Annotated in this window: 14 protein-coding genes; 9 read left to right on the top strand and 5 right to left on the bottom strand. The window is 51.2% G+C overall.

Annotation, left to right across the window (positions count from 1 at the left end):
* Window positions 1–109: 109 nt before the first annotated feature.
* From GYX26_RS03290 to GYX26_RS03300, 3 genes are all read right to left on the bottom strand, one after another.
* Window positions 110–1,045 (bottom strand): ABC transporter ATP-binding protein, encoded by a 936-nt coding sequence (locus GYX26_RS03290; RefSeq protein WP_174828041.1) that lies wholly within the window; start codon window positions 1,043–1,045, stop codon window positions 110–112.
* Window positions 1,039–2,574 carry an iron ABC transporter permease gene (locus GYX26_RS03295; protein WP_174828248.1) on the bottom strand — a complete coding sequence of 512 codons (1,536 nt, stop codon included), beginning with the start codon at window positions 2,572–2,574 and terminating at the stop codon, window positions 1,039–1,041. The genes GYX26_RS03290 and GYX26_RS03295 overlap by 7 nt, the downstream gene beginning before the upstream one ends.
* Window positions 2,575–2,737: 163 nt before the next feature.
* Window positions 2,738–3,745 carry a thiamine ABC transporter substrate binding subunit gene (locus tag GYX26_RS03300; RefSeq protein WP_174828043.1) on the bottom strand — a complete coding sequence of 336 codons (1,008 nt, stop codon included), beginning with the start codon at window positions 3,743–3,745 and terminating at the stop codon, window positions 2,738–2,740.
* 94 nt (window positions 3,746–3,839) lie between these two features.
* Here GYX26_RS03300 and GYX26_RS03305 point away from each other — a divergent pair, with 94 nt between their 5' ends.
* The 6 genes from GYX26_RS03305 to GYX26_RS03330 all read left to right on the top strand — a co-directional run bounded on the left by GYX26_RS03305 (window position 3,840) and on the right by GYX26_RS03330 (window position 9,907).
* On the top strand, window positions 3,840–4,484 hold the full coding sequence (locus GYX26_RS03305) for a pyrimidine 5'-nucleotidase (RefSeq protein ID WP_174828045.1): 645 nt from the start codon (window positions 3,840–3,842) through the stop codon (window positions 4,482–4,484).
* Window positions 4,485–4,554: 70 nt separating this feature from the next.
* Window positions 4,555–4,824: a spore cortex protein gene (locus GYX26_RS03310; RefSeq protein ID WP_100113107.1), complete on the top strand. Its 270-nt coding sequence runs from the start codon at window positions 4,555–4,557 to the stop codon at window positions 4,822–4,824.
* 82 nt (window positions 4,825–4,906) lie between these two features.
* Window positions 4,907–6,277, top strand: a complete 1,371-nt coding sequence (gene glmU, locus GYX26_RS03315) for a bifunctional UDP-N-acetylglucosamine diphosphorylase/glucosamine-1-phosphate N-acetyltransferase GlmU (protein WP_174828047.1) — start codon at window positions 4,907–4,909, stop codon at window positions 6,275–6,277.
* 345 nt (window positions 6,278–6,622) lie between these two features.
* A complete protein-coding gene (locus GYX26_RS03320; RefSeq protein ID WP_174828049.1) occupies window positions 6,623–6,865 on the top strand; it encodes a FeoA domain-containing protein in 243 nt (80 codons plus the stop codon).
* A complete protein-coding gene (gene feoB, locus GYX26_RS03325; protein ID WP_174828051.1) occupies window positions 6,862–9,186 on the top strand; it encodes a Fe(2+) transporter permease subunit FeoB in 2,325 nt (774 codons plus the stop codon). The genes GYX26_RS03320 and feoB overlap by 4 nt, the downstream gene beginning before the upstream one ends.
* Before the next feature lie 415 nt (window positions 9,187–9,601).
* Window positions 9,602–9,907: a hypothetical protein gene (locus GYX26_RS03330; RefSeq protein WP_174828053.1), complete on the top strand. Its 306-nt coding sequence runs from the start codon at window positions 9,602–9,604 to the stop codon at window positions 9,905–9,907.
* Window positions 9,908–9,996: 89 nt separating this feature from the next.
* Here the strand turns inward: GYX26_RS03330 and GYX26_RS11530 are convergent, their stop codons facing one another.
* Together GYX26_RS11530 and mobC are read right to left on the bottom strand one after the other, a co-directional pair.
* Window positions 9,997–10,125: a hypothetical protein gene (locus GYX26_RS11530; RefSeq protein ID WP_255453836.1), complete on the bottom strand. Its 129-nt coding sequence runs from the start codon at window positions 10,123–10,125 to the stop codon at window positions 9,997–9,999.
* On the bottom strand, window positions 10,119–10,316 hold the full coding sequence (mobC, locus tag GYX26_RS03335) for a plasmid mobilization relaxosome protein MobC (RefSeq protein WP_194240686.1): 198 nt from the start codon (window positions 10,314–10,316) through the stop codon (window positions 10,119–10,121). The genes GYX26_RS11530 and mobC overlap by 7 nt, the downstream gene beginning before the upstream one ends.
* Window positions 10,317–10,740: 424 nt before the next feature.
* On the opposite strand from mobC, the gene GYX26_RS03340 reads away from it, so the two are divergent.
* The 3 genes from GYX26_RS03340 to glmS all read left to right on the top strand — a co-directional run bounded on the left by GYX26_RS03340 (window position 10,741) and on the right by glmS (window position 13,386).
* Complete coding sequence (locus GYX26_RS03340; RefSeq protein WP_174828054.1) at window positions 10,741–11,142, top strand: FeoC-like transcriptional regulator; 402 nt, start codon at window positions 10,741–10,743, stop codon at window positions 11,140–11,142.
* A gap of 256 nt (window positions 11,143–11,398) precedes the next feature.
* A complete protein-coding gene (locus tag GYX26_RS11535) occupies window positions 11,399–11,530 on the top strand; it encodes a hypothetical protein (RefSeq protein WP_255453837.1) in 132 nt (43 codons plus the stop codon).
* 14 nt (window positions 11,531–11,544) lie between these two features.
* On the top strand, window positions 11,545–13,386 hold the full coding sequence (gene glmS, locus GYX26_RS03345; protein ID WP_174828056.1) for a glutamine--fructose-6-phosphate transaminase (isomerizing): 1,842 nt from the start codon (window positions 11,545–11,547) through the stop codon (window positions 13,384–13,386).
* Window positions 13,387–13,788: the final 402 nt, after the last annotated feature.

A 13,788-nucleotide genomic window follows, 5' to 3' on the forward strand; every position in this document is an offset into this window, starting at 1 on the left:
TGGTAAGAATGGGTAAAAATTCGGCGCAATTATACCATCAAGCATCATGTTTGTAGGCATGTGCACGCACTATTCAGTAAATCCGTGCCTGAATAAATAGTCGTGGGAATTACTGGAAAAAAACGATTCGTTCGCGTTGTACAGTTAATGGCAGCCAGTCACCCGCATTCACGGCCTGATGCAGTGGCAGCCACCAACGCAATACCCCATATTGCGGATGCAGCAGCTGTACATCATACGATCTGGCCGTTAAACACACCTCTGTTACCTGTACCTGCACCCCGTTTTGCGGGTCATATTGCAACGCATTCTGCGGAATATAGCAGGCATCACTGACATTATCGCAGCCCAGCAGACGCGCAGCCCAAGCATCTGCCGGCTGCGCCAGTAATTCAGATTTCTTGCCCTGCTGTACCCAGCGGCCATGCCTGAGCAGACAGATGCAATCGGCCAGTGCAAAGGCTTCCTGCGGGCTATGAGTAACCAGCACCGCCGGACATTTCTGCTGGCGTAGCAAACGCAAGGTTAATTGCTGCAAACTGGCTCGCAGAGTGGTATCCAGTGCTGAAAAAGGCTCATCCAGCAGCAATGCCTGCGGTTGCAGAATCAATGCCCGCGCCAATGCTACCCGTTGCCGTTCTCCGCCGGATAACAGCCCTACCGGCTGAGTAGCTGCTTCAGCCAGCCCCACTTCCGTTAAAAGCTGCTGTGCCTGCTGCCGGGCACATGATTTACTTACCCCATGCATACGCAGGCCAAAAGCCACATTCTGCCAGACATTCAGATGCGGCAATAAAGCATAATCCTGAAACATCAGCCCGATACGGCGCTGTTCCGGCGGTAAAAAAGTAATATCTGTATCATTAATCAATATCTTGCCGCTATCCGGCTTCACCAGACCGGCAGCCATATTCAGCAAAGTTGATTTACCACTGCCGCTTTCACCCAATACCGCCACCAGCTCACCATCGGCCACTTGCAAACTTAAATCCGCTGCCACCACCTTATCAGCAAACTTTTTATTAATCTGTTGCCAGCTCAGCATATGCGTTGTTCCTTTCTGCCCTTACTCCACTCCAGCAAAGCAAAAATCAGCATTGCCAGCAACATCAACAGTAAAGTCAGCACCATAGCACGGTCATAATTATCACGGCCGGCTGTGCTCAGATAATGATAAATCAGCGTAGTTAACGTCTGCCATTCAGGCCGCGACAAAAACAGCGTGGCCGCAAACTCCCCTACACAAGTGGCCGCAGCCAGTGCCAGCCCGCGTTGCATGGCTGGCCGCAACAACGGCAAAATCACATGCAGCAACACCTGTATGCGACTGGCTCCCAATGTTCGCGCGGCCTGTGTATAACTGCGCGGCAGACTGTCCCACGCCGCCAGTATATCCTTGGTAATAAACGGATAGGCGAGCAACGCATAAGTACATACCAGCATACTTAATGATGCCGTCCAGCCCGGGTAGCACAACAACAGTCCAAACGACACACACACCGGCGACACCATAAACGGTAAAAATGTCAGACTGCGCACCCACACCAGCCGCTGCGCCAATGCCGCATGCGTAAAACCCAGCAGCAGGGCTAACACCATCGCCATTACAGTAAAGCGTAAAGTATTCAGCAGTGCCTGCCATGTAGTGCTTTCCAGCAATACCAGCCACGAACTGCCTGCCAGCACGGCACGCCAGCCAACTGCCAGCAGCGGCAGCACACAACAACTCAGCAACAGCAGCAAAGCCAGCAATAGCGCCAGTTTCTGCCGTGCAGTCGGTTGTTGCGCAGGCAGCATCTGCACCATAGCCGTTTGTGTCGTATATTTACTCAGACAGGCATATGCAATACCCGCCAGAAAAGTCGTTGCCAGCGTCCACAGCACCAGCACACCGGCCTGTGCCATATCCAGCTCATAGGCAATCAACTGATAAATCTGCACTTCCAGCGTAATGTAACGCTCACCCCCCAACAATAAAGCCAAACCAAAACCAGAGAAACAGTACAAAAACACCATGCACATACCACCGGCCAGCCACGGCAACATCTGCGGCAACTCAACACGAACAAAACGCTGCCACACCCCTGCACCCAGAGTCTGCGCTGCATACAAACGCGTCGCCGGTACCTGACACAAGCCCTGATAGGCCGCACGCACCATCACCGGCAGATTAAAAAACACATTCCCATACAACAATAACCACGGCGTTTCTTCCCAGCCACGCCACAACAGCCCCTGCGCCCCAAACAGTGCCAGAATACCCACACCAGCCACCAGCGTCGGCATCACAAACGGCAGCATCAGCAAACGCAACACCCAGCTTCGGCCAGCAAACTGCAAACGGGTAACCACCCACGCCACCGGCACACCCAGCAACAAAGTCAGCCCGCTGCTGATAGCGGCCTGCCAAGTTGTCCAGCCCAGTAAACGGCGCAAATACTCATCCTGCCAAACCATACGGAAACTGTCTGCATCCGTTTGTTGCAGCATCGTCCACAACGGCAGCAGCACCACAGCCAGTAAAAACAGCAGCGGCAACAGTAACAGCATTCCCAGCAGCACTTTTTGCGCCATACCACCAGCGTTTGCTTTAATGCCGTTTACCTTCATATGCACCTGTTCATTACCTTTAAATTCACCGTTTATACAATCAAACAGGGCACCACCATGCCCTGTTGTTATTCCCGAATCTAGCAATGGCAAACAGCCCTATTTCAGAGCAGCGCCCAACATCTGCCTAGCGTTGCACCACTTTCACCCACTGTTTCACCCAGCCTTGCTGTTTTGCGGCCATATCAGCCATACTCGGTTGGGCAACAATAGTAGGAATACTCATATGTGCATATACAGGTGGCAGCGTCACCCCTTTCACAGCCGGATAAACCCACATTGATGTAGGTATGGCACTTTGTACCTGATTGCTTTGCAGATATTGCACCAGCTTCGCCGCCAGTACCGGCTGACTGGCATTATTCAGCACCGCAGCACCTTCAATCTGGCGGAATACCGCACCCTTAAAACGCAAATCGCCAGTTGGCGGTGTCTGGTATTTGCCTTTACCATAATACACCTCGGCTACCGGACTGGAAGCATAGCTCACCACCATCGGCCGGCTGCCGCCGTTGAGCGTGAAATCAGTGTAATAAGCCTCACTCCAGCCCTTGGCCACTTTCACCCCGTTCTGGCGCATTTTTGCCCACCACTGCCACGTGCCCTGTTCACCGAGGCCGCCAATATTGGCCAGCAGAAACCCCAGCCCCACCGTTGAAGTGGCCGGGCTAGGCACCACCAGCAAATCCTTGTAAGCCGGGCTAGCCAGCTCTTCCAGCGAACGCGGTAACGGTTTCTTGTGTTTCTGGAACCAGGCCTTATCATAATTAATAGCAATATAGCCATAATCCACGGCCAGCACCTGCGGCAAGTCCACGTTTACCGCGCGGCTGGCCGGCTGGCTGGCAGCAAACAGCTTAAACTGCTGTGCCTTGCTGATATTACTGTTATCCAGACCATACACCGCATCGGCAATCGGTTTGGCACGCGTTAAAATCAGCTTATTGAGCATCTCATTGCCACTGCCAACCTTAATCAGAGTTAACTTAACCTGATTATCCTGCTCAAACTGAGCCAGAACATTTTTCGGCAAAGCAAAAGAATCATGCACTGCCAAACGTACTTCAGGCTGCGCCTGTGCCCATGCGGCCATCAGCATGCATAATGTCCCGATTAACCACTTACCTGCCTTCATCCCAGCCTCCTGCACTTAAAATTATCTATATCCTGTGTACAATCATACCTGTTTTACGTGTACATAGTACAAACCTGACGCCAACTTACAAATCATGACAACCCATTACTGGCTATTCGACCTTGACAATACACTGCATCAGGCGGATGCAGGCATCTTCAGCATTATCAATCAGCACATGACAGCCTATCTGGCTACTAACCTGCACATGGATAGCGCAGCAGCCTCACAACTGCGCCAGCAATACTGGCAGGATTACGGCGCCACACTGGCGGGGCTCAGACTGCACCATTCCCAAATAAACCTGCACGACTTTCTGCTTGCCTGTCATCCACTGGCACAGATTCTGCCTCTGCTACAGCCCATGCCACAGCTACAGTACACATTGGCACACCTGCCCGGACACAAAGTAGTTTTTTCCAATGGCCCCAGCCATTATGTACAGGCACTGGTCAGTGCCATGCAAATCCAGCCACACTTCCATGCCCTGCTTGGCACAGACAACATTGAACTGCACTACAAACCTCACCCCCAAGCCTACCACAACCTGTGCCGGCAACTGCATATCCAGCCACAGCAATGTATTATGGTAGACGATAGTCTGGCCAACCTGAAAACCGCACATACACTGGGTATGCGTACCGTATGGTATGGAAAGCACAGCCATCCCACCCCTGAAACCGATGCCACAGCCTCAGACATGTCCGGCCTGCTGCGCATCGCCTCAGACCTACTGTGAAACGCTATACGCCAGCACACAAATTCTCTACAATAACAGATATAAATCACCAACCACAAAGGACAACGCCATGCGTGCGGGAATCTGTTTATTATGCGGTTTACTGGCTCTCAGTGGCTGTACATGGGAAACCTATCAGGATGCCACCGGCCAGACCAGACTACGCCAGAAATACGAGCCGGGTACACGAGTGGTATATCAGGATGGTACCTACTCGCACAACATGCGTTACAACAGCATGCGTCCCGAACCTCATGTCATGAAACCCAGCGTAGGTGATGCCAACGAAAAACTGCCGGCACATACCCACTGGTCAAACACAGACAACAGTGCCGAATAATCCATATACACCCATACACAGGGCTGCCGGAATCAGACATAAATTCTGGCAGCCCGTTTATACATCTAATACATACTGATTTATGCCTACTACACCCCTTAATATCGTTATCCTCGCTGCCGGCAAAGGCACCCGCATGTACTCCCGCCAGCCCAAAGTGCTGCATGAAATCGGTGGCATCAGCATGCTGGAGCGCGTTATCCACACTGCCCAGAGCCTCCACCCCGACAACATCAGCGTCGTCATCGGCCATGGTAAAGAACTGGTGCGGCAACGCATTCAGGCAGATGTGCACTGGGTTGAGCAAAACCAGCAGCTAGGCACTGGCCATGCGGTAAAAATGGCACTGCCTCATCTGGACAGCAGCGGGCGTACCCTGATTCTGTATGGCGACGTACCCCTGATTGACCAGCAAACCTTACAAGACTTACTCAGCACCGCCGGTGAAGATATTGGCCTGCTGACCGATGTGCTCGACAACCCCACCGGCTACGGCCGCATCATTCGTAAACAGGGCCACGTTGTAGCCATTATCGAAGAAAAAGATGCCAGCACCGCCGAAAAAGCCATCCGCGAAACCAACACCGGCATCTTTGTACTGCCCAACCACAAACTGGCACAATGGCTTAATGCCCTGCAAAACCATAACGCCCAGCAGGAATACTACCTCACCGATGTGATTGCACTGGCACAGCAGGACAACATCCCCGTACATCCGCTACAAGTACGCGCTTCATGGCTGGCGGCAGGTGTAAACAACAAACTGCAACTGGCACAACTGGAACGCATCCTGCAACAGCAGCAGGCCACCGCCCTGCTTCAGGCCGGCGTTACCCTGCGCGACCCGGCACGTTTTGATTTACGCGGCCAGCTCACCCACGGGCAGGACGTAGTTATCGACGTCAACGTCGTGCTCGAAGGCAAGATAGAACTGGGCGACAACGTTACCATTGGTGCCAACTGCGTGATTAAAAACGCCATCATCGGCGCTGGTACCACCATTCACCCCAACTCCCATCTGGATAACTGCATCATTGGCAGCAACGCCCAGATTGGCCCATTTGCCCGTCTGCGTCCACAGGCACAGATTGGCGATGCCGTACACATCGGCAACTTTGTCGAAGTTAAAAACAGCAACATCGGCTATGGCAGCAAAGCCAACCACCTTACCTATCTGGGCGATGCCACCATCGGCGAACACAGCAACATCGGTGCCGGCACCATCACCTGCAACTACGATGGCGTCAACAAATACCGCACCATCATCGGCAATCAGGTACGCATCGGCTCCGGTAACATGCTGGTTGCGCCCATCACCATCGGTGACCGTGCCACCACTGGCGCAGGCAGCACTCTGAGCAGAAACTGTCCGGCCGACAAACTGACACTGGCACGCAGCCGCCAGACCACCCTGCCAGAATGGCAGCGCCCAGAAAAACCGGCCAAAGAATAAACCAGCCCTTACCCGCGCCATCAACCCGTCATGCCGCAGCCGCATAACGGGTTGAAAACCATCTGCCGCACCCACTTTTAACCAGCATTCACAGTAAATTAGCACACACAGCCGCTGCATCATCCTGCTCAAAATTACATAGTCACCACAAACTTAAACATACCCAGATTATAAACTACATAATAATCACACCAATTACCAAAAACTTGACACAAATTCCTAACAGCGCAGCTTCCCTTAGCCATCCATGCATGCAAATTAACAAGCAAAAGTAATATCATGCACAATAAAAATGATTCCCACTAAAAACAACAACACAATACCTATTTCCTAAGGTTTAGCGCAGTGTCAACACTTACCCTCGATCAACTACCGTTTGGGCAACCGGCAGTCATTACCCGCCTATTGCCTGAATCCATGCCATTTCGCCGCCGCCTGTTAGCTATGGGCATCACCCCCGGCAGCCACGTCACCGTTATCCGCACCGCCCCCATGGGCGACCCACTGGAAATCAAAACCCGTGGTTTCTACCTATGTCTGCGGCGTAGCGAAGCAAAAGCCATTAGCGTAGTTGAGGTAACACAATGAAAATTGCATTAATTGGTAATCCCAACAGCGGCAAAAGCACCCTCTTCAACACCCTCACCGGCTCTCGCCAGCAAGTAGGTAACTGGCCGGGCGTCACCGTCGAGCGCAAAACCGGCAGCATCCAGATAAACCAGCAACCAATTGAAATCGTCGACCTGCCCGGCACCTATGCCATCGAAAACCTCGACATAGCCGCCTCACAGGACGAAATGATAGCGCGCGAATTCGTCCTCAACGAACCCGACACCCTGATTATCAACATCATCGACGCCACCAACCTGCAACGCAGCCTCTACCTCACCTTTCAGCTTCTCGACCTGAAACGGCCTATGCTGGTGGTACTCAACATGATGGACGCCCTGCACAACATAGGCGAAAACATCAACATCAGCACCCTTACCCAGCAGCTCGGCTGTCCGGTTATCGCCATTTCTGCCGCCAAAAAAACCGGCCTGTCCGAACTGCAACAGGCCATAACCGCAGCCATTACCCATCCCGTACCGGCTAACCCGCAATTCGACACCCTTGGCAGCAAATACAGCAGCATCATCCGCAACCATCTGGCACAACTGCCCGCAGACAGCGCCGTTCACCAGCTCGACCAGTGGGCACTGATTGAACTGCTACTCAAACAAAATCCCATCCCCCTCAGCGAAGCAGAAAACCACACCTTGCAACAGTGCCGCGATGCCCTGTCCGACTGGTGCAACCACGAAATCGACATCGCACTGGCCAGCGCCCGTTACGATGCCATCGACCAGCTAAGCCGTAGCATTATCGAAAAACCACGCGAAGCCAACCTGTCGCTGTCAGACAAAATCGACCGCATCACCCTTGGGCGCTACAGCGGCATCCCGTTTTTCCTGCTCATCATGTACCTCATGTTCATGGTAGCAGTGAAATTCGGCTCCGTATTCATCGACTTTTTTGACATCCTTTTCGGTACCATATTTGTCGATGGCTTTTCCGCCCTGCTTACCAAAATCAGCGCACCAGAGTGGCTGATTGCCATCCTCGCCAATGGCATCGGCAGCGGGATACAGACCGTCGCCACCTTTATTCCCGTTATCGCCGCCATGTTCCTGTGCCTGTCGTTTCTCGAAGATTCCGGCTATCTGGCGCGTGCCGCCATGGTAGTCGACAGAGGCATGCGCGCCATCGGCCTGCCGGGCAAAGCTTTCGTACCCATGCTGGTAGGCTTCGGCTGCGGCGTGCCTGCCATCATGGGCACACGCACCCTCGACAGCACCCGCGACCGCCTCATGTCCATCAGCATGATTCCCTTCATGTCCTGTGGTGCCAGACTACCGGTATATACCCTCTTTGCCGTTATCTTCTTCCCCCACAACGCCTCCACCGTCGTATTTATCCTTTATCTGCTCGGCATTGGCGTGGCCATCCTCACTGGCCTCATCCTCAAACACACCCTGCTGCCGGGCGCCATAACCCCATTCATCATGGAAATGCCCGCCTACCGCCTGCCTACCCTGCGCGGTATGCTCTACCTCACATGGTCACGCCTCAAAGGCTTTATCTTCCGCGCCGGACAGGCCATCGTCCTCATGGTAACCATCCTCAGCCTGCTCAACTCCCTCGGCAGCGATGGCTCCTTCGGCCACAACGACAGCAGCCAGTCTGTCCTGTCTGTAGCCAGCCAGAAAATCACCCCCGTATTTGCCCCCATGGGCATCAGCGAACACAACTGGCCGGCTACCGTAGGCATATTTACCGGCATCTTTGCCAAAGAAGCCGTTATTGCCACCCTCAACTCCCTGTACTCCATGAAAGCAGAAGAAGATGGCGGCGAAGAACACTTCAATCTGCAAGCCGGCGTCATCAAAGCCCTGCAAACCATTCCCGCCAACATTAAAGAACTGGCCAGCTCCTTCCTCGACCCCCTTGGCTTCAGCGCACTAGATCAGAGTGCCAACAGCATACAGCAGGATATGGACATCAGCGCCAGAACCATTACCAAACTGGAAGCCTCCTTTGGCAGCAGTACCGCAGCCATGGCCTACCTCATATTCATCCTGCTGTACACCCCGTGCGCCGCCGCCCTTGGCACCATCTACCGCGAAGCAGGCGCGCGCTGGATGCTGTTTGTCGCCGGCTGGACATTTCTCACCGGCTGGAGCTGCGCCACCATCTATTATCAGTATCACCAGCTCAGCCACAGCAGCAGCGCCCCCTACTGGATTGGCGGCGTAGCCAGCCTCTTCAGCATCATCGTCTGCGCCATGAAACTCATCGGCAGCCGGTGGCAGACCAGCCAGCTAACTATAAAAACCAGCCTGCGCAGCACAAACAACGGCTGCCACTAAATAGCAAACTATTTTTACCAACTATCAAACAGATTGACACTCAACAGCAGGCCGATGACTATAGCCAGTGGCTAACTAAAAAGTTGAGGCTGCACTGAAAAGCAAAACATGGCATACACATAATAAAGTAATTACCAGTGCTTCGCGTCGCCGAACCGAGTTACTAACTGAGCTGAAAAATGCAAGTCAAATGGACAGATAAGGCATGAGCTGACTTAAACATCATTATGCGCTAATCTTCCGGAAGAACCCAACAGCGGCATTTGATATTGAAGATTTGATTTTGAACGGTGTTCAAAATTAATCACTATATATAGCCTATCATCAATGCTATGCAGCATTTAGGTATGGCCAAGGCCAAAATGGAATTTTTGACTTACCAGAAGGTGCCGCGAATCATCATTGGTAATGGATTATGAATAAACAAGAAACACAGTTGATCGAGATTGAAAAAAAAGCTGATGAGCTTATGCAGGCAATAAATGCTTTTGCATTTGCTCTTCGCCATGAACATCAATTTTTCCCAGATATAACTGTTAGGCTATGTGCTGAGGCTATACACAATATTTCTAATATATCTGCTCTTGTTTATAGCTTAAATCCTGAATTGAGGCCATCATATCTACAAACAACTGATTTCTCTAATGCACTTGAGGAGGTTAAAGAACAATTAACCTGGTGCTTTCCTCCTTGTACAGAAAAGCATGTAGAACAAGAATAATGATGAGCTAGTACAGCTAAGAAAAAGCCCGTTTGTATTTTTTTCGTTGTTTAGCTGTACTAGCTTAAACTTAATCTGACAGACACTACCTACTCATCGGCATTACCTCGCAATAGCTTAGTGCCCTCCCTGCTGCGGTCACGCCCCAGCAAATAATTAACGGATTCAGCTCCGCCACCGTTCCCTCGATTAAAAAACTGAACAATCATAATCAGCATTCAAGATAGCCACGAACGACATTTAATGCCCGGTCTGTGGCTGCCAGATGGGTAATGATAGTAAGGGCATCTAACTGGTTCAGGGCACCAACCTTAACAACTCCGTTAATGTTTCGGGCTATCTGGTTTAGATTGTTCCCGATACCCGCCACCGCTCTAATCAATTCTGAGCGTATTTTTCTAGCTTGCAAATCATCAAATTCCTCCCTTATTAACCTAATAATCAGTTTTTTTATCTCTTTTTTGTTTTGTCATAATGCCGTTCCGGCTACAAAAGGCTTTTATTGTGATCTAGGTGGTATCTCAACAGTGGCCAGCCTGAAGTAACCTCTTTTTTGCTGCACAAAGTTACCAACAATTTAAATGTGGCCAGAGGGTTGAGAGGCCTCCCCTCACAAGGCACTAAGCGATAGCTTTATCTAGCCTTGCTTTACTTATACGTAAATATCATTTTAAAGCTTAATTTTAAATATCAAGCTCGACTTGCCTCTCTTGTACATGCTCCTGACACGCTTTTTTTGAATAGCCTTTTCTGCGCAAGCTACTACCAACTTGTCCATTGTCAGCCAAATGTTAGCAACGCTGGTTTATATCCATTAATGTGTTTGCAATAGTATGGATATTTTTACCCAAACAGATAGTGATATTTCCCATATCACCACTATCTGTTTGCATTCAATAGTCCAACCAACAGAAACCACCCACCAACTCACACCCGCCGAGGATTACCAGAACATGCTTATCACCGCCATTCGCGATTACCTCCTCACCATCGGACAAGCCAGCCTACAGGATTTAGCGCGCCATTTTCAGGTACAGGAAAGCGCCATGGAGCAAATGCTCGCTTTCTGGCTTAGAAAAGGCACCATCCGCCAGCTTACCCCCAGCCAGCCAGCCTGTAGCCAGAACAAATGCAGCGACTGCTTTGCCTGCCCTGACGGCGTAAAAAAAATCTATCAGGCCGTCACCAGCCCACGCACAACCATCCCCATCAACCCGATTAATCGCAGTGCCTGAACACCCCATATTTAAGTCAAAACACATTAGTAAAGTGACAGCATAAATCAATACCAATAACATACAGCCGGAGCAAATACCGGCCAGCACCAGCAGCACAAAAAACAATATAATTGATAAATAAAAATAATTTACCCAAAACACCCAGCACCACAAACCATCAGTACAGTCAAACACCCCCCTCGGCACCAGCCGCCATTAACAAACACTACTGTGCAAACCCGCCATTTCCATTACAATCATCTTCTCAAACAAAATGGAAACAGCATCAACAGGCACCGCGATGCGCATCAGACAGGCTACCACCGCTGCATCTATCCATCACCAGCAACAGCATAAGCCCCGTCTGACCATAACCCCGCATCCGCACCACTCAACCTGCCTGTAGCAAAAGGATAAACCATGTGTGGTATAGTCGGCGCCATTCGCGCTCAGGATAACGTAGTAGAATTTCTTACCAGCGGTCTTGAACGGCTGGAATATCGCGGTTATGACTCCTCAGGCATCGCCGTATGGACACCAGACGGCATCGAACGCGTACGCCGCGTCGGCCGCGTCAAACTCATGGAAGAAGCCGCTCAGGCCGCCGGCCTCAAAGGCTGCCTTGGCATCGGCCATACCCGCTGGGCTACCCACGGTGGCGTTACCGAGCCCAACGCTCACCCGCATATCTCCAACGACCAGATTGCCATCGTCCACAATGGCATCATCGAAAACTTCGAAACCGAACGCAGCCGCCTTCAAGCACTAGGCTATGAATTCACCTCACAAACCGATACCGAAATCATCGCCCACAGCATTCATTACGAATACACCCACACCAGCAGCGGCAACCTGTTTCAGGCCGTACAGACCGCGTGCCAACGCTTTCAGGGTGCCTACGCCATCGGCGTTATCGCCAAAGACAACCCCGACCAGCTCATCGCTGCACGCATGGGCTGCCCCCTGTTGGTAGCGCTGGGTGAAAACGAAAGCTTTATCGCCTCCGACGTCTCCGCCGTTATCGCCTATACCCGCCGTGTCGTCTTCCTCGAAGATGGCGATATCGTCCAGCTATCCACGCAAGGCATCGACACCCTGCGCGACAAACACAACCAGCCGGCAGAGCGCGAAATCAAAATGTCCGAGCTGTCACTAGCCTCTCTCGAACTGGGGCTATACAGCCACTTCATGCAGAAAGAAATCCACGAACAGCCCAAAGCCATCACCGACACCGCCGAAGTATTTCTCGTTGGCGGCTTTGAGCCAGAAAACTTTGGTGCCAGCGCCGCCAGCATCTTCGAGCGCATCCGCAGCATCAAAATCCTTGCCTGCGGCACCTCCTACTATGCCGCCCTTACCGCGCGCTACTGGCTCGAAGCCATCGCCCAGATACCCACCGATGTCGAAATTGCCAGCGAATACCGCTACCGCAAAGTCATCGCCGACTCCGAGCAACTGGTCATCACCATCTCCCAGTCCGGCGAAACCCTCGACACCATGGAAGCACTCAAATACGCCAAATCACTTGGCATACAGCACAGCCTGTCCATCTGCAACGTCATGGAATCAGCCTTGCCGCGTGAAAGCGAGTTGGTACTGTATACTCGTGCCGGTGCCGAAATCGGCGTAGCCTCCACCAAAGCCTTTACCACCCAGCTAGTGGCCTTATTTGGCTTAGCTGTTACACTGGGCAAAATGCGTGAGCTGGTTACCCCCGCAGAAGAAGAACAATACACCAGCGAACTGCGCCTGCTGCCCGGCAGCGTACAGCACGTACTCAACCTCGAACCGCAAATCGCCAGTTGGGCAAACCAGTTTGCTGCCAAAAACAACGCCCTCTTCCTTGGTCGCGGCATCCACTACCCCATCGCCCTTGAAGGCGCACTGAAACTCAAAGAAATCACCTATATCCATGCCGAAGCCTATCCCGCCGGCGAACTCAAGCACGGCCCGCTGGCACTGGTAGACCAGAACATGCCCGTCGTCGTCATTGCGCCCAACGACAGCCTGCTGGAAAAAGTCAAAGCCAACATGCAGGAAGTAGCGGCACGCGGCGGCGAACTCTTCGTCTTCACCGACCTTGACAGCGAATTCACCGCCGGCGCAGGCGTCCACATCATCCGCACCCCGCGCCATATGGGCGTACTCTCCCCAATCGTCCACACCATACCAGTACAGCTATTGGCCTACCACACCGCACTGGCACGCGGCACCGATGTGGATAAACCGCGCAATCTGGCGAAATCGGTGACAGTGGAGTAAAAAATATTATTAAACTTGAAAATTAAAACTAGCTTCGCTTTAATATTTAGATCAAACAATTTCACTTAAATTTCTAATTCCAAACAAATAAGATTAGGCAGCAATAGACTGCTCAATCTTATTTGTTTATTAAAAGCTTTCCCTTTATAAAACCTGGCTTCTTACCTCAGTCAAATCAAAATAAATTTCAAGATTAAAATTTCTTATAAAAAATAAGCGAAACTGTAGTAAAAATGACTCAAATTAATCAAAAAATCAGAACATTCTACAAAGCAAATAATTATCTTTTAAGATTAATTTATAAATTATATTTTTATACATAATTGAAAGTATTATAAAAATTAAATAACAAGGATCTATATGACTAAACACATAATTAGAAATGATTAGCCAAAGCCAAAA

The organism is Snodgrassella sp. ESL0253, from assembly GCF_013344965.1.
Lineage (GTDB): Bacteria > Pseudomonadota > Gammaproteobacteria > Burkholderiales > Neisseriaceae > Snodgrassella > Snodgrassella alvi_B.

Excerpts from the sequence above, each read along its gene's own strand:
- glmS (WP_174828056.1), top strand. The coding sequence starts at position 11,545 with ATGTGTGGTATAGTCGGCGCCATTCGCGCTCAGGATAACGTAGTAGAA.
- GYX26_RS03300 (WP_174828043.1), bottom strand. The coding sequence starts at position 3,745 with ATGAAGGCAGGTAAGTGGTTAATCGGGACATTATGCATGCTGATGGCC.
- feoB (WP_174828051.1), top strand. The coding sequence starts at position 6,862 with ATGAAAATTGCATTAATTGGTAATCCCAACAGCGGCAAAAGCACCCTC.
- GYX26_RS11535 (WP_255453837.1), top strand. The coding sequence starts at position 11,399 with ATGGAAACAGCATCAACAGGCACCGCGATGCGCATCAGACAGGCTACC.
- GYX26_RS03290 (WP_174828041.1), bottom strand. The coding sequence starts at position 1,045 with ATGCTGAGCTGGCAACAGATTAATAAAAAGTTTGCTGATAAGGTGGTG.
- GYX26_RS03295 (WP_174828248.1), bottom strand. The coding sequence starts at position 2,574 with ATGGCGCAAAAAGTGCTGCTGGGAATGCTGTTACTGTTGCCGCTGCTG.
- GYX26_RS03340 (WP_174828054.1), top strand. The coding sequence starts at position 10,741 with ATGGATATTTTTACCCAAACAGATAGTGATATTTCCCATATCACCACT.
- GYX26_RS03330 (WP_174828053.1), top strand. The coding sequence starts at position 9,602 with ATGAATAAACAAGAAACACAGTTGATCGAGATTGAAAAAAAAGCTGAT.
- glmU (WP_174828047.1), top strand. The coding sequence starts at position 4,907 with ATGCCTACTACACCCCTTAATATCGTTATCCTCGCTGCCGGCAAAGGC.
- GYX26_RS03305 (WP_174828045.1), top strand. The coding sequence starts at position 3,840 with ATGACAACCCATTACTGGCTATTCGACCTTGACAATACACTGCATCAG.
- GYX26_RS03310 (WP_100113107.1), top strand. The coding sequence starts at position 4,555 with ATGCGTGCGGGAATCTGTTTATTATGCGGTTTACTGGCTCTCAGTGGC.
- GYX26_RS11530 (WP_255453836.1), bottom strand. The coding sequence starts at position 10,125 with ATGCTGATTATGATTGTTCAGTTTTTTAATCGAGGGAACGGTGGCGGA.